General features: G+C 64.7%; 18 protein-coding genes. 9 read left to right on the top strand and 9 right to left on the bottom strand.

Going from position 1 to position 20,094, the window contains the following annotated elements; genetic code table 11:
* Positions 1-2: 2 nt before the first annotated feature.
* Together purM and purN are read left to right on the top strand one after the other, a co-directional pair.
* Positions 3-1,076: a phosphoribosylformylglycinamidine cyclo-ligase gene (gene purM / locus AC1RQP_RS04780; RefSeq protein WP_239623274.1), complete on the top strand. Its 1,074-nt coding sequence runs from the start codon at positions 3-5 to the stop codon at positions 1,074-1,076.
* Positions 1,076-1,729, top strand: a complete 654-nt coding sequence (gene purN, locus AC1RQP_RS04775; RefSeq protein ID WP_239623275.1) for a phosphoribosylglycinamide formyltransferase — start codon at positions 1,076-1,078, stop codon at positions 1,727-1,729. Before purM ends, purN begins: the two co-directional genes overlap by 1 nt.
* A 92-nt stretch (positions 1,730-1,821) precedes the next feature.
* Here the strand turns inward: purN and AC1RQP_RS04770 are convergent, their stop codons facing one another.
* Positions 1,822-2,028: a cold-shock protein gene (locus AC1RQP_RS04770; RefSeq protein WP_028180514.1), complete on the bottom strand. Its 207-nt coding sequence runs from the start codon at positions 2,026-2,028 to the stop codon at positions 1,822-1,824.
* Positions 2,029-2,409: 381 nt separating this feature from the next.
* On the opposite strand from AC1RQP_RS04770, the gene AC1RQP_RS04765 reads away from it, so the two are divergent.
* The gene (locus AC1RQP_RS04765) at positions 2,410-3,594 is read left to right on the top strand and encodes an autotransporter outer membrane beta-barrel domain-containing protein (protein WP_492936087.1); all 1,185 of its coding nucleotides are present in this window, start codon (positions 2,410-2,412) and stop codon (positions 3,592-3,594) included.
* Positions 3,595-3,612: 18 nt separating this feature from the next.
* Here the strand turns inward: AC1RQP_RS04765 and AC1RQP_RS04760 are convergent, their stop codons facing one another.
* Entirely contained in the window at positions 3,613-4,653 is a 1,041-nt protein-coding gene (locus AC1RQP_RS04760; RefSeq protein ID WP_194387676.1) for a LysR family transcriptional regulator, read from the bottom strand.
* Between the two features lie 71 nt (positions 4,654-4,724).
* On the opposite strand from AC1RQP_RS04760, the gene AC1RQP_RS04755 reads away from it, so the two are divergent.
* The 5 genes from AC1RQP_RS04755 to AC1RQP_RS04735 all read left to right on the top strand — a co-directional run bounded on the left by AC1RQP_RS04755 (position 4,725) and on the right by AC1RQP_RS04735 (position 8,323).
* Positions 4,725-5,342 carry a hypothetical protein gene (locus AC1RQP_RS04755; protein ID WP_239623277.1) on the top strand — a complete coding sequence of 206 codons (618 nt, stop codon included), beginning with the start codon at positions 4,725-4,727 and terminating at the stop codon, positions 5,340-5,342.
* Entirely contained in the window at positions 5,329-5,949 is a 621-nt protein-coding gene (locus tag AC1RQP_RS04750) for a GNAT family N-acetyltransferase (RefSeq protein WP_124158925.1), read from the top strand. Before AC1RQP_RS04755 ends, AC1RQP_RS04750 begins: the two co-directional genes overlap by 14 nt.
* 25 nt (positions 5,950-5,974) lie before the next feature.
* Positions 5,975-6,538 (top strand): isochorismatase family protein, encoded by a 564-nt coding sequence (locus AC1RQP_RS04745; protein WP_492936380.1) that lies wholly within the window; start codon positions 5,975-5,977, stop codon positions 6,536-6,538.
* Positions 6,539-6,568: 30 nt separating this feature from the next.
* Positions 6,569-6,739, top strand: coding sequence for a hypothetical protein (locus AC1RQP_RS04740; RefSeq protein ID WP_239623278.1), 171 nt, complete (start codon positions 6,569-6,571; stop codon positions 6,737-6,739).
* 201 nt (positions 6,740-6,940) lie between these two features.
* Positions 6,941-8,323, top strand: a complete 1,383-nt coding sequence (locus AC1RQP_RS04735; protein WP_239623279.1) for an aspartate aminotransferase family protein — start codon at positions 6,941-6,943, stop codon at positions 8,321-8,323.
* Between the two features lie 180 nt (positions 8,324-8,503).
* Here AC1RQP_RS04735 and rnd read toward each other — a convergent pair whose 3' ends face one another.
* From rnd to AC1RQP_RS04705, 6 genes are all read right to left on the bottom strand, one after another.
* On the bottom strand, positions 8,504-9,652 hold the full coding sequence (rnd, locus tag AC1RQP_RS04730) for a ribonuclease D (protein ID WP_492936086.1): 1,149 nt from the start codon (positions 9,650-9,652) through the stop codon (positions 8,504-8,506).
* Positions 9,653-10,062: 410 nt separating this feature from the next.
* Positions 10,063-11,382, bottom strand: a complete 1,320-nt coding sequence (locus AC1RQP_RS04725; RefSeq protein ID WP_492936085.1) for an ABC transporter substrate-binding protein — start codon at positions 11,380-11,382, stop codon at positions 10,063-10,065.
* A gap of 11 nt (positions 11,383-11,393) precedes the next feature.
* Positions 11,394-12,263: a carbohydrate ABC transporter permease gene (locus AC1RQP_RS04720; RefSeq protein ID WP_492936084.1), complete on the bottom strand. Its 870-nt coding sequence runs from the start codon at positions 12,261-12,263 to the stop codon at positions 11,394-11,396.
* On the bottom strand, positions 12,260-13,210 hold the full coding sequence (locus tag AC1RQP_RS04715; RefSeq protein ID WP_492936083.1) for a carbohydrate ABC transporter permease: 951 nt from the start codon (positions 13,208-13,210) through the stop codon (positions 12,260-12,262). The genes AC1RQP_RS04720 and AC1RQP_RS04715 overlap by 4 nt, the downstream gene beginning before the upstream one ends.
* Position 13,211: 1 nt before the next feature.
* A complete protein-coding gene (locus tag AC1RQP_RS04710) occupies positions 13,212-14,060 on the bottom strand; it encodes a phosphodiesterase (RefSeq protein WP_492936082.1) in 849 nt (282 codons plus the stop codon).
* A gap of 204 nt (positions 14,061-14,264) precedes the next feature.
* Complete coding sequence (locus tag AC1RQP_RS04705) at positions 14,265-15,737, bottom strand: protein adenylyltransferase SelO (protein WP_492936081.1); 1,473 nt, start codon at positions 15,735-15,737, stop codon at positions 14,265-14,267.
* Between the two features lie 189 nt (positions 15,738-15,926).
* Here AC1RQP_RS04705 and aspS point away from each other — a divergent pair, with 189 nt between their 5' ends.
* A complete protein-coding gene (aspS, locus tag AC1RQP_RS04700) occupies positions 15,927-17,840 on the top strand; it encodes an aspartate--tRNA ligase (protein WP_492936080.1) in 1,914 nt (637 codons plus the stop codon).
* Positions 17,841-18,030: 190 nt separating this feature from the next.
* Here aspS and AC1RQP_RS04695 read toward each other — a convergent pair whose 3' ends face one another.
* A complete protein-coding gene (locus tag AC1RQP_RS04695) occupies positions 18,031-20,001 on the bottom strand; it encodes an aq_1923 C-terminal domain (RefSeq protein ID WP_492936079.1) in 1,971 nt (656 codons plus the stop codon).
* Positions 20,002-20,094: the final 93 nt, after the last annotated feature.

The following is a 20,094-nucleotide window of genomic DNA, read 5'->3' as shown; positions in this document are numbered from 1 at the left end:
GCATGACCGACCGCAAAAACGGCCTCACTTACGCCGATTCAGGCGTCGATATCGACGCGGGCAACCGCCTGGTCGACCTGATCAAGCCGATGGTGCGCGCCACCGCACGGCCGGGCGCCGACGCCGAGATCGGCGGCTTCGGCGGCCTGTTCGACCTCAAGGCGGCCGGCTTCAAGGACCCGGTCCTCGTGGCCGCGACCGACGGTGTCGGCACCAAGGTCAAGATCGCGATCGAGACCGGGCTGCATGGTGGCATCGGCATCGATCTCGTTGCCATGAGCGTCAACGACCTCGTGGTGCAGGGCGCCGAGCCGCTGTTTTTCCTGGACTATTTCGCCTGCGGCAAGCTTGATCCCGAGGCCACCGCCGCGATCGTCGCGGGCGTTGCGGAGGGGTGCCGCGAATCCGGCTGCGCCCTGATCGGCGGCGAGACCGCCGAGATGCCCGGCCTCTACAAGGACGGCGATTATGACCTCGGCGGCTTTGCCGTCGGCGCTGCGGAGCGCGGTACGCTGCTGCCGCGCAAGGACATCGCCGCTGGCGACGCCGTGATCGGTCTTGCTTCGTCAGGCGTCCATTCCAACGGCTTCTCGCTGGTGCGCAAGATCGTGGAACAATCCGGTCTCGGCTTCGCGGCACAGGCGCCGTTCGCGCCCGTGATGACGCTCGGCGGCGCGCTGCTGACGCCGACGCGGCTCTACGTCAAATCCTGCCTGCGCGCGATCCGCGAGACCGGCGCGGTGAAGGGGCTCGCCCACATCACCGGCGGCGGCTTCACCGACAACATCCCGCGCGTGCTGCCGAAGGATCTGGGCGTCGGCATCGATCTGGCACGCCTGCCGGTGCTGCCGGTGTTCAAATGGCTGGCGGCGCAGGCCGGCATCGCCGAGCTGGAGATGCTCCGCACCTTCAATTGCGGCATCGGCATGATCGCGATCGTCGAGCCCGACAAGGTCGATGAGGTCGTCGAGGTCTTCACCGACGCCGGCGAGACCGTGGCGCAGCTCGGCACCGTGATCCCGGCCGAAGGCGAGCACCGCGTCGTCTACAACGGCCACCTCGATCTGGCGCTGTGATGAAGCGCCGCGTCGCCATCCTGATCTCCGGCCGCGGCTCCAACATGGCCGCGCTGATCAGGGCAGCCAGCACGCCGGATTTTCCGGCGGAGATCTCGCTCGTCGTCTCGAACAAGCCCGGTGCGCTCGGACTGGAAAAGGCGAGGGCGAGCGGCGTCAACACGCTGGTGATCGAGAGCAAGCCGTTCGGCAAGGATCGCGCCGGCTTCGAGAAGGTGCTGCAGGCAGCGCTCGATCGGCACGGCATCGAGCTGATCTGTCTGGGCGGCTTCATGCGCCTGTTCACGGCGGAATTCACCAGGGCCTGGTACGGGCGGATGCTCAACATCCACCCCTCGCTGCTGCCATCCTTCCCCGGCCTCGATCCGCACGGCCAGGCCTTGCGCGCCGGCGTCAAGCTGTCGGGCGCGACGGTGCATTTCGTCATCCCCGAGACCGACGCCGGCCCGATCGTGATGCAGGGCGCGGTGCCCGTCAGCGACCACGACACGGGGGATACGCTGTCAGAGCGCATCCTCGAAGTCGAGCACCGCATCTATCCCGAAGCTCTGCGGCTGCTCGCGACCGGCAAGGTCCGGATCGAGGGCGATGTCTGCAGGACGGACGGAAGCGCGGCGTCGGAGAATTTTCTGGTGTCGCCGGTGGTGAGCTGAAGCGACATCTCGCTGCGCCTGCCGCATAACAAAATCCCCCGGCAGAGCCGGGGGCAACGTCATGATCTCTCGCTTGTCGAACGCGAGAGAAATCAGGAGACCTTGAGGTTCTCCGCGGATGTCTTGCCGCGGTTCTCCACGAGGTCGAATTCAACCGCCTGGTTCTCGTTGAGGGTGGAGAGTCCGGCACGCTCGACGGCGGAGATATGGACGAACACGTCCTTGTCGCTGCCGTTCGGCTTGATGAACCCATAACCCTTGGTCGGGTTGAACCATTTGACGGTGCCCTTTTGCGGCATCGCTAGTCTCCTCCACTAGATAAAAAAAGACGCGGCCGCTTTTCGCGTGCCACGCCACAAACGGGTTTTCCGGAAGCCTGTTCGAGTCTTGAGTCTCAATGTCGCGAAACGCACAGCAGAGCGGCCAATTCCGATTGTGGCCGATATTGCAACATGAAAATCGCGCGTTAGCAAGCAGAGCGCGAATTTCAAGACCGCGGTTGGTACCATCGTCTGCTATTTGCGACCTGTGGCCGCGGAACCACAATCGAGGGCAATAGCCTCGGGGACAGCGGGCCAACCGGTTGACCCTCCGTTGCAGTTCGGCACAAATCGCGACACGGCGCGAGCCGCTCGTGTTGCATTTTTGCGGGCCGCCCTTTGCTTTGGGATTTAGTCGTCATGCGCTGCACCTCGCAGCCGTCCGGGACACGGCAGACGATCGGGCTGGACCGCGTCCGCCGGATCGCGGCAGCGGTCGCCAACACGTTTGCAGCCATCGCGCTTGCGCTCGTCGTAACGATGTCGGCCGCGACATCCGTCCTCGCGCAAAGTCCGACGCCCACTCCGACCCCGACACCCACCCCGACGCCCACACCGTCGCCGACCCCGGTCCCGATGCCGACCGCGATTAATTACGATCAGTCGGCCGGCAACAGCATGCTCAATTTCGGCTCGGGATTTCTGGAGCGGCTGGGCAACCAGGCCGCCAATGGTTTCGACCGATCGTTCCGGACCAATTCCGGCGGCGGCGGTGCTTCCGCAAGCACGGAAGATCCGCGCTACCGTACCTGGTTCGAGGGCTACGGGATCTCGGTCCGCACTGAGGCGCAGGGCGATTTCGTCGGCGACAAGCGCAGGACGTTTGGCGGCGTCGCCGGCCTCGGCGCGCGGCTCGCGCCCGGTGTCAACATCGGCTTCTCCATCGACCAGAGCCACACCGACATCGACGTGCCGCTCGCGCTCCAGTCGGCCACGCTCGACCTGACCCAGCTTGGCTTCAATGGTTCGGTCGACAAGGGTCCATGGACCTGGGCCTTTGCCGTGGTGCACGGTTTCGGCAAGGTCCGGTCCAGCCGCGACACAGGTCTTGGCCTTGCGACCGCCGGCTATCACGCCGCGGTCGACGGCGCGCTGACCGAGATCAGCTATTACTGGACCAGGGACCAGATGCGCATCGTGCCCAAGGGCGCGCTCGAATATGTGCGCGCCACCAGTGCCGCATTCCAGGAATCCGGCGGTCTCGATCCGCTCAGCGTCGGCTCGACGGCGCTCTCCCGCGCACGCATGATGATCGGCGCCGAGATCGGCCGTTACTTCATCTTCGACCAGAAGATTCTGGACCTCTCGGCCTACGGCAAGCTCGTCGACAATTTCCACCAGGACCTGGGATCGATTCAGGTCAGCCTGGGCGCCCAGAGCATCGTGGTCCCCGGCATCGGCGAGAGCCGCTACGGCGCGGACGCCGGTGCCTCGGCTTCGCTCAGCCTGACCAACGTGGCACGGCTTTACGTCAACTACGACGGCAAGTTTCGCAACGAGCTCACCTTGCACCAGGGTACCGTTGGCTTCGAATACAAATGGTGAGCTGAAGCTCGTCCGCGCTCAGGTCGGCGTTGCCGCGACGTAGCCCGCCAATCCAAACCCCTCGCGCGCGGCCGTCATCATCGGCACCAGCGCATTCGGATGGATGAACTCGTCGCGGAAGCAGGGATAGGTCCTGGCGTCGAAGATCTTCTTCAGCCAGTCGACCACAACCTTGTGACGCTCGGAGGTGCGGAACTCCCTGTGATAGGTGAGCCAGAGATCGGCGTGGTGGCTGACGCCGAGATCGACGGCAACGAGCGACGCACCGAGCGCGATCGACACCGTCGGCAGGAAGCCGATGCCGGCGCCGCGTTCGACGGCATAGAGCACGCCGACCGACGAATTGGTCTTGATCCCGACGATGCCCTCGAGCGAGTTCAGCCCGAGCACACGGGCATAGGCGCCGTCGTCGACCTGCGGCGCGCTCTGCTTGATGATGCGGTGGTTCTTCAATTCGGCGAGCGTTGTCGGCACGCCGTAGAGAGTCTCGTACTCCTTGGAGACGAAGGGATAGATGTGGAGACGGCCGAGCTTGGCGACGATCAGATCGGGATTGGTCGGCGGCTCGAGCTGGATCGCGATATCGGATTCGAGCCGCGCGACGTCGGCCTGCTCCATCGCGCAGCGCAGGTCGACCGTGATCTTGCGGTAGGTCTTCTGGAAGTCGATCAGTCGCGGCAGGATCCAGAAATTACCGGGGCCTTCTGTCACTGCGACGCGCACGGTGCCCGAGGTGTCGTTCGACGATCGCGAGGCGCGGCGGAAGATGTTGAAGGCATGACGCTCCATATGCGCAACGTCGGCGATCATTGCGGTGCCTTCATCGCTGAGCGTGAGTCCGCTCTGGTCGCGCAGGAACAGCTTGCACCCGATCCTCTCTTCGAGCCGATCGACGCGGCGCATCAGGGTCGTGGAGGTGAGCCCGAGCTCTTCGGCCGCATTGCGGAAACTTTTATATTTTGCGCAAGCTAAAAACAGCTTTAAATCGTCCCAGGACGCGTCCAGGGCTTCTTCACGGTGCTGCATCATCGCAGCACCCCGGTGCAATAACTGCTGCATACTCCTGATCCCCAACCGCTAAGCTCATCGTCATAGCGGGGCACGAAAGCCTCGAACGATAGAGGCGTGATATGAGTATGGAAAGGGGCCCGTTTGCCGCAAGGCACGATTTCGACGCCTTGCCGCTGAGCCCGGATGTCGACGTGCGCTGCGCGCAATTCTCCGAAATCGCGGCGCTTTCGGATATGGCGCAGCGGCTGGTGCCGGGCGTGCAGATCGGCGCAGCGGAGCTTGCGAGGTACTTCACGTTCGATCCTCAGAGTATCCTGACGTTCAGCCGGAAGGGCAGCCTCGTCGGCGGCATGGCCTTCCTGTTTCTCAACGATCGCGGACACGATGCGCTGCTGCTCGACGAGATCTGCCTCACCGCGCCCGAGACGCACCATCTCGCGTCGGCGGACGAAGACGTCGCAGCCATCTACATCTGGGCGATCGCGGCGACGGGTCGCGGCATCGCCGGTCTCGGCAAGGCCGCGGCTCATCTGCGGCAGATAAGGTTTCGCGGCGCGGATTGCTATGCGCAGCCGTCAACGGTGGCCGGACGCGACATCATGAAGGCGACGGGCTTTGCGCCTGTCCCGAGCTTCCAACCCGACCTTTGGTGCTACGAGCGTCCCTGGCATCGGCAGCCGATGCGCATGCCAGGCGCGATCATCCAATCAAGGAGCTTTGCAGATGCACGGTACTAGGATTCCTCTCGCCAAGCCTTGTTCCCGCGCCATCACCATCCGTCTCGCGCGCGATCCGAACGATCTCATGCTGGTGACTGCCATCCGCTCGGCGGTCTATCTCGCCGAGCAGGATTGTCCGTTCGAGGAGGAGTTCGACGGCAATGACATGGTTGCCGCGCATTTCATCGGCTTCGTCGGCAACGAGCCTGCGGGCTGCCTGCGGGTGCGGTTCTTCGGCGATTTCGCCAAGGTGGAGCGGCTCGCGGTGCGTCACCAATATCGGCGCTCGCGCGTCTCGTTCAAGCTGGTGCAGGCCAGCGTCGATTATGTGAAGCGCAAGGGCTTTCGCAAGATCTACGGCCAGGCGCAGGACCGGCTGGTCGATTTCTGGGCACATTTCGGCGCCAAGCCGCTCGGCCACAATCGCAAGATCACGTTCTCGGATTTCTCCTACACAGAAATGTTGCTGGAGATCGAGCCGGGCCCGGACGCCATCACGCTGGACAGCGATCCCTATGTGATCATCCGTCCCGAGGGCGATTGGGACCGGCCTGGCGTGCTTGATGCCTCGGCGGGGCGGGCGGTGACCTCACCGCTGCGAGACCTCGCATTTGCCGACCGTTGAAACTGGTGCAGCTGCGCGCAACGAGATGCTGGCTTCCATGTATGATGATCCGCCGATACTGGTCTGTGCGGATCTTCAGGTCGAATATCTGACCCCCGGCCGTCGCCATGTCGTCCTCGACGGCGATGCGGTGACGGCGCGTTGCCTGGAACTCCTCACGCTGTGGCGCAGCAATTTGTGGCCGGTCATGCATCTGAAGCGCATCGCGCAGGCGGCCTGGTTCAATCCGGCATCCGGGCTGACCGATTGGATCGCGGAAACCAGGCCGCGGCCGGGGGAGATGACGTTCGAGCACCCGCTGCCGTCCGCCTACAGCTCGTCGCGGTTTGTAGACTACATGTCCAGTATCCGCACCACGCGCTGCATTCTGATCGGCTTTTCCCTGGACGAGACTATCCTGGCCACCGCCGTCGACGGGTTTCATCGCAGCCATCGCTACCAGGTGGTCACTGACGCCGCGGCTTGCCGGCAGCCGGGCACGGACGATGCCGCCACCTACAGGTATGCGGTAGTGAATGTCATCGGAAATTTTGCTACAATGCAGTCCAGCGCCGAACTGATCAGAACCAGCGGCGCCGTTGCGGTGTAGGCGTCCGCAACCGGCGGATGGGGTGAGAGATTGTCACGGGGGAAGGAGCTCAAGGAGCTGGCGAGCGATCTCTCGCGTGCCGCCGAGAGGGCGCGCAGGCTTGGTCTGCCCACGACCCTCTACTTGCTCTCGATGGCGCTGGTGGAGGTGCGGGAAGCCAGTGCCGCCGCCGACGACGATGGCGACGACGGCGCGGCGTGAGAGCTGCCACCGTGCGGCTCTGTGATGTGCGGTCCTGTCATGTGCGGATTTGTGACATGCGGCTTTGTGCATCGCTGTTGAGCGTTTGCTGCCGACGAATTGGCGTTGCATGTTTTGCGCTGTCGCAATAGCCAAGGTACTTGCCATCAAGTGATGACGCCGGCTCTGCCTGCGACGTGACGCTTTCAAGGATCTTCGCAAATGTCCATGCTGCCCAATTCGCAAGAGGCCCGGGATGTGGCCTATCAGCTCCATCCATACACCAACGCGCGCACGCATCAGCAGGCCGGCCCCCTCGTGATCGAACGCGGCGAGGGGCCTTATGTCTTCGACGCGACGGGCAAGCGCTATTTCGAAGCGATGGCAGGCCTGTGGAGCGTCGGGCTCGGCTTCAACGAGAAGCGGCTGGTCGAGGCGGCGCACAAGCAGATGCAGGCGCTGCCGTTCTACCATACCTTCTCCGCCAAATCGCACGGGCCATCGATCGACCTCGCCGAGAAGCTGGTCGCGCTCGCGCCTGTTACGATGAGCAAGGTGTTTTTCACCAATTCCGGCTCTGAGGCGAACGACACGGTGTTGAAGCTGATCGCCTATCGTTCCAACGCGCTCGGTCAGCCCCAGCGCAAGAAGGTGATCAGCCGCCTGCGTGCCTATCACGGCGTCACCATCGCCTCCGCGAGCCTCACCGGCCTTCCGAACAACCACCGCTCGTTCGACCTGCCGCTGCCGAACATCCTGCACACCGGCTCGCCGCATTTCTACAAGGACGGCGCCCCCGGCGAGAGCGAGGAAGATTTCGCGACGCGCCGCGCCGAGGAGCTCGATGCGCTGATCCAGAAGGAGGGGCCTGACACCATCGCCGCCTTCTTCGGTGAGCCGGTGATGGGGGCGGGCGGTGTCATCGTGCCGCCGGCGACCTATTGGGACAAGATCCAGAAGGTGTTGAAGAAGTACGACATCCTGCTGGTCGCCGACGAGGTGATCTGCGGCTTCGGCCGCACCGGCAAGATGTTCGGCTGCGAGACCTATGGCATCAAGCCCGACGCGATCGTGGTCTCCAAGCAGATCACCTCGAGCTATTTCCCGCTATCGGCGATCATCCTGAACGATCGCATGTTCGAGCCGATCGCGGACGAGAGCAACAAGATCGGCGTGCTCGGCCACGGTTTCACCGCGGGCGGCCATCCGGTCGGCTCCGCGATTGCGCTGGAGAACCTCAAGATCATCGAGGAGCGCGGCCTGGTCGCGCATGCCGCCGAACTCGGCGGCTACATGCAAGGCAGGCTCCGCGAGCTCGCCAGCCATCCGCTGGTCGGCGAGGTCCGCGGCGTCGGCATGATCGCAGCCCTCGAGCTCGTGCTCGACAAGGGCCGCAAGACCGCGGCGGCGACGCCGGGCGCGGTCGGTGGCATCGCCAGCCGCATGCTCCAGGAGCGCGGCGTGATCTCGCGCAATATGCTGGATGCCATCGCCATCTGTCCGCCGCTGATCACGACCAAGGCCCAGATCGACGAGCTGGTCGGGGCGATCTCCGGCGTGCTGAATGATATGAAGGGCGAAGTGGCGAAGCTGACGCCGGCGTAGGCGCCAGCGCAACTCCATCGCCGTCACCCTGAGGTGCTCGCCTCTTCGGCGAGCCTCGAAGGGCGACGGCCCGACTGCATCAGCGGGCGTTCATCCTTCGAGGCTTCGCGTACGGTGCTCTGCACCGTACGCTTCGCACCTCAGGATGACGAGCTAACAGTTGGTCCGCGTGGCTGAATGTTACCCCCGCTGCACTCCGATCACGCGGCCCTTCTCGATGGCCAGTGCGAGCTCACCGCGCTTCAGTTTCAGCGCAGCGTCGCCGAACAGCTCGCGGCGCCAGCCGCGCAAGGCCGGTACATCCGCTTCGTCGTCCGCCGCGATCTCTTCGAGATCATCGACGGTCGCGATGACCTTGCTTGCGACCGCATGGCGCTCGGCGGTCATCCGCAGCAGCACCTTCAGCAGCTCGACGATGGCGGCGCCGTTGGAGTTGTTGCGCGGCTTCTCCAGCTTTGGCAGCTTGGTAAAGTCCCGCGCCAGCCCGCGCTCGACCGCCGCGACGATGTCCGCGCCCCATTTGGATTTCTCGAATCCTTTCGGCACCGACCGCAGATGCGCGAGCTTCTCCAGCGTGGTCGGCGCGTGGGTCGCGATGTCGGTGATTGCCTCGTCGCGCAGCACGCGGCCGCGCGGCACGTCGCGGCTCTGCGCCTCCTGCTCGCGCCAGGCCGCGACCTCCATCAGCACCGCGAGGTCCTTGGGCTTGCGCACCCGCGTCTTCAGCCGCTCCCAGGCGCGCTCGGGATGAAAATCATAGGTGCGGGGGGAGGTCAGGACCTCCATCTCGATGGAGACCCATTCGCTGCGGCGGCGCTTCTTCAGGTCGGCGTCCAGCGCGGCGAACACGTCGCGCAGATGGGTGACGTCGGACACCGCGTAATGCATCTGCTCCTTGGTCAGCGGCCGTCGCGACCAGTCGGTGAAGCGGTGGGTCTTGTCCGGACGGTGGCCGGTGACCTTCTCGACCAGCGCGTCGTAGGCGATGCTGTCGCCGTAGCCGAGCACCATCGCGGCAACCTGGGTGTCGAACACCGGATGCGGGATGATGTTGGCTTGGTGCCAGATGATCTCGATGTCCTGGCGGGCGGCGTGAAACACCTTCAGCACGCCCTCGTTGGCCATCAGCTCGAAGAACGGCTTGAGGTCGATGCCTTCGGCCAGGGTGTCGATGACAACGGCCTCCTCGGCGCTGGCCATCTGCACCACGCACAACAGCGGGTAATAGGTGGTCTCGCGGAGGAACTCGGTATCGACTGTTATGACGGGGTGCTTGGCCAGCCGGCTGCAGGCAGCCGCGAGGTCAGCGGTGGTGGTAATCAAATCCATGAACGGCCCATGACACGTGATATCAGCCGTTCTGCCGAAAGTGCTGTGATGTCAAGGGGCTCTGAGCGAATTCGAGCCTTGCTTTTAGGCCGGAAGCGCCTTTTTCCGACGAAAATCCTATTCGTAGCGGACCCGCTGCGAGGATTTTCGCGCGCAGGGCAGCGCCACCACGAGGACGCACATGGCGACCAGAGCCAGTCCCAGGAACTCGATAACCAACAGATCCACGGCGAAATCTCCAGAAACATTGATAGATTTGTCGGGAGCACGTTGAGGGTCTGTTAATTCTCGTGGTTACCGGCGGCGGGGCGGGCCGCATGGTGGACGGGGAGTTAATGGACAGACCGGCCCAAACGAATTCGACGCCCCGCATGACGGAGCGCCGATGTTTGTTGCCGTTGTCGGCGGCCTCACGGCAGCTTCAGCGACGTCTCAGCATTGTAAGGCTTGAGCGTCTCGTCCGCGGCCTTCTGGGCGGCGGCGAGGGCTTCCTTCGGCTGCTTCTTGCCGTTCAGGACCAGCATCACCTCGTCCTCGAGGTTCTTGCGGACAGGGACGGTCTTGTAGGTCGCGAACCAGGGCTTGGCGACGTCGAGCTGCTCGACGGCGGTCTTGGCGTCCGGGTTCTTGTTGAGGAATTCGACCATGTCGGGCGTCTTGTAGGCGGCCATGTTGGGCGCGAAATAGCCGGTGGCGCGGCTCCACCAGGCACTCTTCTCGGGCGAGGTCATCCACTTGATCAGCGTCCAGGCGGCCTTCTGCTTCTCCGCTTCGAGACCGGCCGGAACGATCAGCGAGGCGCCGCCGATCGGCACGGCGTTGCGGACGTTGCGCGGGATGAAGGCGACCTTGTAATTGAACTTGGCGTTGTCGCGCACATAGGTCAGCGATCCCGTCGACAGCATCATCATTGCGGCATTGCCGGAGATGAAGGAGGTGTTGACGGCAGGGCCGGGCGTCGCACCGGGGACGTGGACCTTGTGCTTGTAGACAAGGTCGTTCCACCAGGTGAGCGCACCGAGCATCGAGGGCGTGTCGTAATAGACCTCGCCGCCGAACTCCTCGTTGTAGTAGCGCCCGCCATTGCTCATGGTGAGCGTTTCCATCATCCAGCCGCAATAGTCGTAGGCGCAGGGGATCGCGATGCCCCATTGGGTCACCTTGTCGCCTTCGCGCTTGGTCAGCTTCTTGGCCCAGTCGGTGAGCTCGGCCCAGGTCTGCGGCGGCTTGTTTGGATCGAGGCCGGCTTCCTTGGCCTTGTCGGCGTTGATGTAGAGCAGCGGCGTCGAATTGTGGAACGGCACGCCGTAGACCGAGCGGTTGATCACGGCATTGCCCTGCAGCGCCGGGAAGAACTGGCCCAGGAATTTCTCCTTGGTGATGCCGTCCGCAGCGATCAGGCTGTCGAGATTGGTGAGCTCGTTCTCGATCTGCATGTCGAGCAGGAAGTTCGCCGACATGATCACCGCGGCCGGCGGCTTGCCGGCCTTGATCGCGGCGCGCGTCTTGATCAGCGTGTCGTCGTAGGAGCCGGTGTAGACGGCGGTCGCCTTGACGCCGGGATGGGTCTCGTTGAACTCCTTGATCAAGGTGCCCATGTCGCGGGCGAGCTTGCCGTCGACGGGAACGGGGAAGAACAGATCGATCTCGGTGGGACCTTCGGCCAGCGCCGGAAAGGCCAGAGCGCCAACCATGGCGAGGCCGAGCATGAGCCTGCGGGAGAACAGCATCGGAAAATCTCCTATTTGATGCCTGAGGTGACGAAAGAGCTGATGAAGCGTTTCTGAAAGATCAGGAAGGTGACGAGCAGCGGCGCGATCACCATCAGCGTGCCCGCGGCGATGGTGCCCCAGGCCTGCGTGCCTTCGGCGGTCTTGGTGAATACCGAGAGGCCGACCGTGAGCGGACGCTTGTCCGGCGAATTGATCACCATCAGCGGCCACAGGAAGTCGTTCCAGTGGCTGGTCACGGAGATGATGGCGAACGCGGAGAAGCTCGGCATCGACAGCGGCACGTAGATGTGGCGGATGCGCTGGAACAGGCTGGCGCCGTCGATCAGGGCGGCGTCTTCCAGCTCGGTCGGGATCGCCTCGAACGCCTGCCGCATCAGGAAGGTGCCGAAGGCCGACGCGAAGAACGGCATCATCACGCCGGCGAGCGTGTCGTAGAGGCCGAGCTGCGCCACGAGCTTCAGGTTCGGCACGATCAGCAGCACCGGCACCAGCATCAGCTGCATCAGGAACAGGTAGAAGATCAGCGTCTTGCCGGCGAAGTCGAGGCGGGCGAAGGCGAAGCCCGCCAGCGTGATCGTGACGAACTGCACCAGCAGGATGCCGGTGCAGATGATCGTGGTGTTGAGCGTGTAGCGCGGGAAATCGCCGATCTCCCAGGCGTCCCTGACATTGTCGAGCGTCGGCTTCAGGCTCGGCATCAGCTCGGCCATGGCGTTGATGCCGTCGGAGGCCGGGCGCAGCGTCGCCACGCCCATCCACAGGAACGGGATCAGCCACACGATCGCAAGCAGCACCGTCAGCGCGAAGCCGAGCTTCGGTGTGATCTCGCCCCTTGTGGCGAGCGGTGCGTCCCTGAACAGGCGGTCGACCAGCTTCATGACCCGCCCTCGCGGTTCGCCATGGTGCGGAAGGAGAGCGCGGTGAGGCCCATCAGCGCGGCGAGCGTCAGCAGCGTCGCCGCCGAGGCCTTGCCGATGTCGTAATGCTCCACCGCCTGCTGGTAGATGTAGAACAGCACCAGACTGGTCGAATTGGACGGCCCGCCCTGCGTCATGACGAAGACGTGGTCGACCTGCGTCACCGCGTTGAGGATGGCGATGACGGTGACGAACAGGAAGGTGGGCTTGAGCTCCGGCAGGATGATGTGGCGCAGGCGTTGATATGGGCCCGCGCCGTCGAGATGCGCGGCCTCCATCACGTCCTCGGGCACGGCCTGGAGGCCGGCGAGGAAGAACAGCATGTAATAGCCGGCGTTCTTCCAGATCGTGATGATCATGATCGCGTAGAGCGCGATGTCGGGATCGCCGAGCCAGTTCGGCAGCACCGGAAGCAGCCGGCCGATGTAGTAGTCGAGCAGGCCGACATTGGGCAGGAAGATGAACAGGAACAGCGCGGACGCCGCGACCATCGGGATCAACACCGGCAGGAACAGCGCGGCGCGCAGCGCGCTGTTCACGGCATGGGTGCGCGCAAGCGCCAGCGCGAACAGCAGCGCGAGGGCGATGCTCGGCACCGCCGTGCCCACGGCGTAGATCAGGTTGTTGACGACGGCGCCGGTAAAGGCAGGATCGGCCAGCACCGACGCGATATTGTCGAGACCGGCGAAGCGCAGCGGCGCCTTCGGCGTGGCGCGCTGATAGAGCGCATCGACGAGCACGCGGCCCATCGCGCCGTAGGTGAACAGCGCGAGGAAGACCAGCGAGGGCAGCAGCAGCAGATAGGCCGGCAGCGAGGCTTTGAGACGCTTCGTGACGCGCTCGAGGATGTGCAGGCGCGGCGCTGCCGGGGTCGCGACGGAGAGAGTCGCGGGTTCGGCGAGGCTCATCTCACCGCGCCGGGAAACTGAGCGCATAGTCGCGGCCATCCATTCCCGCGGGCGGGGCGAACGGGAAGCGCAGACTCTGGTCGAGGAAGTCGTGGCTGTGCACGACGAGGTTCTCGTCGTCGATCAGCACGACGCCGTAGGCCGGCGGCTCGTGGCTGGCGAGGTGCGGCGCGCTCTGGTCGAGCTCGAACCAGACCTGATGGTTGGTGCCGCGCAGGGTCGAGAACGGGATCTTGCCCCAGCTGCCGAAGATCGGCCGGTGCACATGGCCGAAGAAGAGATGGCGGATGCGCGCGCGATAAGGCGCGATCACCTCGGCGAACTCCGCGCTCTGCTTCAGCCCGATCTCGTCCATCGCGTGCACGCCGACCGGGAAGGGCGGATGGTGCATGAACACCACGAGCGGCATGTCCGCGGGCGCGGCGGCGAGCGTATTCGCCAGCCAGCCGAGGCGCTTAGCGCACATCTCGCCGGCGTGGCTCGTCTCGTCCAAGGTGTCGAGGAAGACGAACAGGCCGTGCTCGGTGGTGCGCGTGCCCTGCACGAAGCCGTTGGAATCGCGCGGCGCGGCCTTCAGCGCATCGAGGCAGGTGACACGGCGGTCGTGATTGCCGACCATGGCGATGTAGGGGATTTTCAGCGCAGCCATCGCCTCGGCGAAATTGGTGTAGGAGTCCGGCTCGCCCCAATGCGTGAGATCGCCTGTCACCACGGCAAAGGCGGCATCGGACTGATGCTGGTTGATGTCGGCGATCGCAGCGTCCAGCCGGGCGCGCGGGTCGAGGCCATAGAGCTTCAGCCCGGGGTTCGCGAGATGCGTATCGGTGAGGTGGATGAATTTGAAGGGCATGGCGCGCTGTCGGGACGGTTGGAGGATGGACGTCTCCGGCAAGACGACCCTGACAGGCGGTTAGAGCGCGTGTGTTTCAGTTTGATGACAGCGGCTCCCGTGCGCGGGACGTGTCCACAACGCCCGCGGGAGGAGGATGCACCGCGGAAGGCGCAATCCCTGCAGTGAACCAATTAGAGATGGTGGTGCGCGGTCGCGCCCGCCTCATGTCCCGCAGAATGTCTGCAGCACCCTCTGGTCCGGCAGCGGCGGATCGGCGTAGGCGGCGTAGTCCGGCTGCTCATCGAACGGTTTGGCCAGCACCTGCACCAATTCCTCGAACGGCGCGTAATCGTCATCATTCACCGCGGCCTGGATCACGGCCTCGACGCGGTGGTTGCGCGGAATGAAGAGCGGATTGACGGCGTGCATCGCGGCCTGCCGCTCGGCGGCGCTCTGCGGCTCCAGCGCGATGCGCGCGCGCCAGCGTCCGGCCCACTCGTCGAACGCGCCGGGCTCCATGAACTGCGCGCGCGCGTCGGCTGCGTCGCCAGCTGCGGCGTCACCGAGCTTGCGGAAGGTGAGGGTGAAGTCGGCCTGGTTCTTCGCCATGGCGTCGAGCAGGTCCTGGATCAGCGCCTCGTCGCCGTCGCGCTCGGTGAACAGGCCGACCTTCCTGCGCAGGCCGGCCTGATAGGCCGCGCTGAACTGGTCGGAGAAGGCGCCGAGAATGTCCTGGGCTTCGGCGACCGCCTTCTCCTGCTCGTCGGAGAACAGCGGCAGTAGGCATTCGGCGAGGCGCGTCAGATTCCACAGCGCGATGCGCGGCTGGTTGGCATAGGCGTAGCGGCCCATCTCGTCGATCGAGGAAAAGACCTGCGCGGGGTTGTAGGCGTCCATGAAGGCGCAGGGGCCGTAGTCGATGGTCTCGCCTGATATCGACGTGTTGTCGGTGTTCATCACGCCGTGGATGAAGCCGACCAGCAGCCAGCGCGCCACGAGCTCGGCCTGGCGCGCGACGACGCTCGCGAGCAGGTCGTGATAGGGCCGCTCGGCCTGGAGCAGGTCCGGATAGTGGCGGGTGATCACATGGTCGGCGAGCCGGCGCACCGCCTCGGTGTCGCGGCGGACGGCGAAGAACTGGAAGGTGCCGACGCGGATATGGCTGGAGGCGACGCGGGTCAGCACCGCGCCGGGCAGCGCGGTCTCGCGGATGACGTGCTCGCCGGTGACGACGGCGGCAAGCGAGCGCGTGGTCGGGATGCCGAGCGCGTGCATCGCCTCGCTGACGATGTACTCGCGTAGCACCGGACCCAGCGCGGCGCGGCCGTCGCCGCGGCGGGAGAACGGGGTGGGGCCCGAGCCCTTGAGCTGGATGTCGCGGCGGATGCCGTTCTTGTCGATGACCTCGCCGAGCAGGATGGCACGGCCGTCGCCGAGCTGGGGCACGAAATGCCCGAACTGGTGGCCGGCATAGGCCATGGCGATGGGATCGGCGCCGGCGGGAACCGTCTTGCCGGCCAAGATCTCGGCACCCTCAGGGGTCTCCAGCAGGTCCGGATCCAGCCCGAGCTGGATTGCCAAAGGCCGGTTCAGCTTGATCAGCCGGGGGGCGGCGACCGGGGTCGGCGCGACGCGGGCAAAGAAGCTGTCCGGCAGCGCCGAATAGGAGTTCTGGAAGGGGAAATGCACCGTCATAGGCTCAAGATAGGGCTGGAACGCCTGAAGGCAAAGGCTCGGCCCCTGAAAATGGGCACTTCCAGCCCAAAACAGGGCGTTCCCTTGGTTGCCGCCTTGGTCCTAGCGAGGTAAACCCTGCCGCAACTTCGGACCGGCCGTGAAAGGCCGTTCGATTCGCATCCTCCGACATTGATTTTTGGGACGACCATGCATCGCTACCGGTCACATACATGCGGCGCGCTCCGCGAGAGCAACATCGGCGAGACGATCCGCCTCTCGGGCTGGGTCCATCGCGTTCGCGACCATGGCGGCGTGCTGTTCATCGACCTGCGCGACCATTACGGCCTGACCCAGTGCGTGGTCGATCCGGACTCGCCGGCATTCTCGCTGGCCGAAAAGCTGCGCTCGGAATTCGTGGTCAAGATGGATGGCAAGGTCCGCCGTCGCCCCGAGGGTACCGACAATGACGATCTGCCGACCGGCAAGGTCGAGGTCTATGTCAGCGAGATCGAGGTGCTGGGCCCGGCCGGCGACCTGCCGCTGCCGGTGTTCGGCGACCAGGAATATCCCGAAGACATCCGCCTGAAGTACCGCTTCCTCGACCTGCGCCGCGAGAAGCTGCACCAGAACATCATGACGCGCGTCGAGATCATCAAGTCGATGCGTCGGCGCATGGAGGGGCAGGGCTTCTTCGAGTTCAACACGCCGATCCTGACCGCGTCCTCGCCGGAAGGCGCGCGCGACTTCCTGGTGCCCTCGCGCATTCATCCCGGCAAGTTCTACGCACTGCCGCAGGCGCCGCAGCAGTACAAGCAACTGCTGATGATGTCGGGCTTCGATCGCTACTTCCAGATCGCGCCCTGCTTCCGCGACGAGGACCCGCGCGCCGACCGTCTACCGGGCGAGTTCTACCAGCTCGACGTCGAGATGAGCTTCGTGACGCAGGAGGACGTCTTCGCCGCGATGGAGCCCGTCATCACCGGCGTGTTCGAGGAGTTCGCGAAGGGCAAGCCGGTCACCAAGGGCTGGCGCCGGATTCCGTTCGCCGAGGCGCTGCGCAAATACGGCAGCGACAAGCCGGACCTGCGCAACCCCATCGAGATGCAGGACGTCTCCGAGCACTTCCGCGGCTCCGGCTTCAAGGTGTTCGCGCGCATGCTCGAGGATCCCAAGAACCAGGTGTGGGCGATCCCGGCCGCCGGCGGCGGCAGCCGCGCGTTCTGCGACCGCATGAACTCCTGGGCGCAGGGCGAAGGCCAGCCCGGCCTCGGCTACATCATGTGGCGCGAGGGCGGCGAGGCTACAGGACTGGTTGTTGACAGCGCTGCCAGCTCTGTCGAAGGGACGTTGGATCTCAACAAGCCTCAGGATCGGCAAAAGCGGGACGAAGTTGAGAAGCTCTTGAAGGAAGGGCGGATCGGAGACGCAATTCGCGCCCTCGGTGCTGGCCCTGTTGCGAACAATATCGGCCCAGATCGGACTGAGGCAATCCGGGCGCAGCTCGGTTTGAAAGCGGGCGACGCCGCCTTCTTCGTCGCCGGCGATCCCGACAAGTTCTGGAAGTTTTCGGGCCTTGCCCGCAACAAGGTCGGCGAGGAGTTGAATCTCACCGACAAGGATCGGTTCGAGCTCGCCTGGATCGTCGATTTCCCGATGTACGAGTACAACGAGGACGACAAGAAGGTCGATTTCTCGCACAACCCGTTCTCGATGCCGCAGGGCGGCCTGGAGGCACTGAAGGGCCAGGACCCGCTGACCATCAAGGCGTTCCAGTACGATATCACCTGCAACGGCTACGAGATCGCCTCGGGCGGCATCCGCAACCACGTGCCGGAGGCCATGGTGAAGGCGTTTGAGATCGCAGGTTACGGCGAGCAGGAAGTGGTCGAACGCTTCGGCGGCATGTACCGCGCCTTCCAGTACGGCGCGCCGCCGCATGGCGGCATGGCCGCGGGCGTCGACCGCATCGTGATGCTGCTGTGCGGCACCACGAATCTGCGCGAGATCTCGCTATTCCCGATGAACCAGCAGGCCATGGACCTCCTGATGGGCGCGCCCTCGGAAGCCACCACCAAGCAGCTCCGCGAGCTGCATATCCGGGTGAACCTGCCGCAGAAGTGAGCGTGCGGCGGTTTCGGTCTCGTGCCCCGGACGCAGCGCACCGCTATCCCGGCGATGTGAAGCATCGTCCGGTCAGCGGTGCGCTGCAGAGCCGGGGCCCATCTCTCAGCGAACAGTGAGCATTCTAGGTCCCGGCTCTGCGCAGCAACGCTGGCGCGTTGCAGCGCGTCCGGGACACGAGACAGCTCTCCTACAGCCCCGTCGACGCCTCGATCCTGAACTGCGCCAGCGCGCTCTCCGGGTCGCTTTGCGAGAGCTGCATCAATTGCATCAGCGGGACCTTGGCGCGGGGCGTGAGCTTGATGGTCAGTGTCTGCCCCGACGTCTCCACGAAGCCGGCGAGCGCATCGACCGCCATTCTCACGTCGGCATTGGACGCCGCGATCCTCTCGCCTTGCGTCCGGATCGTCTGGACGATGGCGTTGCGCGCAGCGTCGCGGCTGACATTCTGCATGCGCGCGAACTGCGCCACGACGAGATCGACGACGCCGCTGTCGCGCAAGGAGAGCTCGAGCGCGCCAGTCTCGACCTGCGCCGCCTGACCCATCGCCTGCACTGGGTTGGTCGTGGTGAACAGGCCGCGCGGCACATTGGCGAGCGCGAAGCGGGCTTGCGCTTTGGCGAGGTCGCCGAGCTCGATGCTCGCCGGCGCGAGCGCGAACGCCCCGGACGATTCCGTCCAGGCGGCGCCGAGATCGAGGTCGATCGCGAGCTTGTCGACACCCGCCATGATCAGCGGCCGTAGCGCCGGATTGGCGGTATCCGTGGGCGTGACCATCTTCACGACCAGATTGGCCTTGCTGGGGATCGAGCCGACCAGCTGGCCCCAGTTCAGGCTGATCGTATCGATGGTGACGGATTGACGCGTGTTCTTGTAGGGTGAGACGACGCCCTTGATCTCGGCGCCTTCGAGCACCCGGAACAGGCCCAGCATCTGGTCGGGCGAGGGCGGCTGCCCGGGACTGCTGAGACCGGAGGCCCAGCGCATGAAGTTCGGCATGCTGAAGGATTTGAGCGCGAAGCGCTCCATCTTGAACTGACCCTGCGGCGAGGGTGCATCGACGCCCTCGATTGCGAATTCGCCCTGCCGGTAGTGGATCGCGTTGATCTTCCCGGTTCCCTGCGGTGTGCCGATCGAGGTCTTGCCGATCTCGGCCTTGCCAACGCGAATGCCGTCGTAGAATCCAGCGACCTTCTCCATCAGCTCGCGCGTTTGCGCCTGCGTCGGCGGGGCCGACTTATCCTGCGGCAGCATGGCAAACATCTCGAACAAACGGAGCCTCGACGGCTGCACGTCGATGTCTTCCATGGCGAAGCCGTCGATATCCATACGCAGGCCCAGCGCGGACTTCAGCACATAAGGGCCGCTCGAGATTTGCCGGTAGACCCGGCGGTAGCTGTCGACACCGCTCGCTTGTGGATCGAGTGCGACGAGGATCGGGGTCGAGTCGAAATCGTTGACGATGAGGGTCGAGATCTCGCCAGTCAGCTTGTCCGCCTTGCCCGGCTGCGCAACGTTGATCGTGAAGGTGGCGCGGTCCGTCTTCATCGCATCGACCTTGCCGCGGCCGAGATTTTGCAGCGCGAGGCCGGAATAGAGCACTTCACCGCTGCCGCCGCTGCTGCCGGCGTCGAAATTGATGTTGATGGACGGGACCGTCACGGACGTTGCCGTCACGCTCGCGAACTGGACGAGCGCGAACCGGTACGCGTCGATCAGGGAGCTCGATGCCGGCATGTTTTGAACGTGGAGGGGACCTGCATAGTCGCGCAGTGTCGTCTGCGGGACCTTGTAGGCCACTTTCAACTTGCCGGGGCCGACGTCGTCCATCGCAATCTCGACACCCGTGATGTCGATGCTGTCGGCCGAAAACCTGGCATCATCGATCAGGCGGACGCCTGTGCCCTTGATGCCGGCGATCTTGATCTTCGCCTGCGGCTGGTTGGCGGGCTCGACGTCGATGTCCTCGATCGTCAGCGTCCGGGTCGCGAGCTCGAACGTGATCTTGCCATGGCTGGCCTTGCCGCCGCCCGAGCGCATCTGCTCGAACGCCGCCTCGACCTCGCTGGTGGCCCGGTGCTGGACGTAGAGATTGAAGCCGAACCATCCGCCCGCGCCGAGCACGGCTGCCATGATCAGGCCGATCAGGATTCGCTTCATTCCCGGCTCCAGTTGCTCGTTCTACACCGCGCAACCTGCCATATTCGGCAAACGCCGCGCGGTCCAGGGAAAGCTATGGTTTTCAGACAGTTG

It is taken from the genome of Bradyrhizobium sp. GW821-FHT13H06, assembly GCF_058803975.1.
The sequence above is the reverse complement of the archived record's forward strand: the minus strand, read 5'-3'. Positions and strand labels throughout refer to the sequence as shown.

Bases quoted from the DNA above. Each gene is read 5' to 3' on its own strand.
- purM (WP_239623274.1), top strand. From the start codon at position 3: ATGACCGACCGCAAAAACGGCCTCACTTACGCCGATTCAGGCGTCGAT.
- purN (WP_239623275.1), top strand. From the start codon at position 1,076: ATGAAGCGCCGCGTCGCCATCCTGATCTCCGGCCGCGGCTCCAACATG.
- AC1RQP_RS04770 (WP_028180514.1), bottom strand. From the start codon at position 2,028: ATGCCGCAAAAGGGCACCGTCAAATGGTTCAACCCGACCAAGGGTTAT.
- AC1RQP_RS04765 (WP_492936087.1), top strand. From the start codon at position 2,410: ATGCGCTGCACCTCGCAGCCGTCCGGGACACGGCAGACGATCGGGCTG.
- AC1RQP_RS04760 (WP_194387676.1), bottom strand. From the start codon at position 4,653: ATGCAGCAGTTATTGCACCGGGGTGCTGCGATGATGCAGCACCGTGAA.
- AC1RQP_RS04755 (WP_239623277.1), top strand. From the start codon at position 4,725: ATGAGTATGGAAAGGGGCCCGTTTGCCGCAAGGCACGATTTCGACGCC.
- AC1RQP_RS04750 (WP_124158925.1), top strand. From the start codon at position 5,329: ATGCACGGTACTAGGATTCCTCTCGCCAAGCCTTGTTCCCGCGCCATC.
- AC1RQP_RS04745 (WP_492936380.1), top strand. From the start codon at position 5,975: ATGCTGGCTTCCATGTATGATGATCCGCCGATACTGGTCTGTGCGGAT.
- AC1RQP_RS04735 (WP_239623279.1), top strand. From the start codon at position 6,941: ATGTCCATGCTGCCCAATTCGCAAGAGGCCCGGGATGTGGCCTATCAG.
- rnd (WP_492936086.1), bottom strand. From the start codon at position 9,652: ATGGATTTGATTACCACCACCGCTGACCTCGCGGCTGCCTGCAGCCGG.
- AC1RQP_RS04725 (WP_492936085.1), bottom strand. From the start codon at position 11,382: ATGCTGTTCTCCCGCAGGCTCATGCTCGGCCTCGCCATGGTTGGCGCT.
- AC1RQP_RS04720 (WP_492936084.1), bottom strand. From the start codon at position 12,263: ATGAAGCTGGTCGACCGCCTGTTCAGGGACGCACCGCTCGCCACAAGG.
- AC1RQP_RS04715 (WP_492936083.1), bottom strand. From the start codon at position 13,210: ATGAGCCTCGCCGAACCCGCGACTCTCTCCGTCGCGACCCCGGCAGCG.
- AC1RQP_RS04710 (WP_492936082.1), bottom strand. From the start codon at position 14,060: ATGCCCTTCAAATTCATCCACCTCACCGATACGCATCTCGCGAACCCC.
- AC1RQP_RS04705 (WP_492936081.1), bottom strand. From the start codon at position 15,737: ATGACGGTGCATTTCCCCTTCCAGAACTCCTATTCGGCGCTGCCGGAC.
- aspS (WP_492936080.1), top strand. From the start codon at position 15,927: ATGCATCGCTACCGGTCACATACATGCGGCGCGCTCCGCGAGAGCAAC.
- AC1RQP_RS04695 (WP_492936079.1), bottom strand. From the start codon at position 20,001: ATGAAGCGAATCCTGATCGGCCTGATCATGGCAGCCGTGCTCGGCGCG.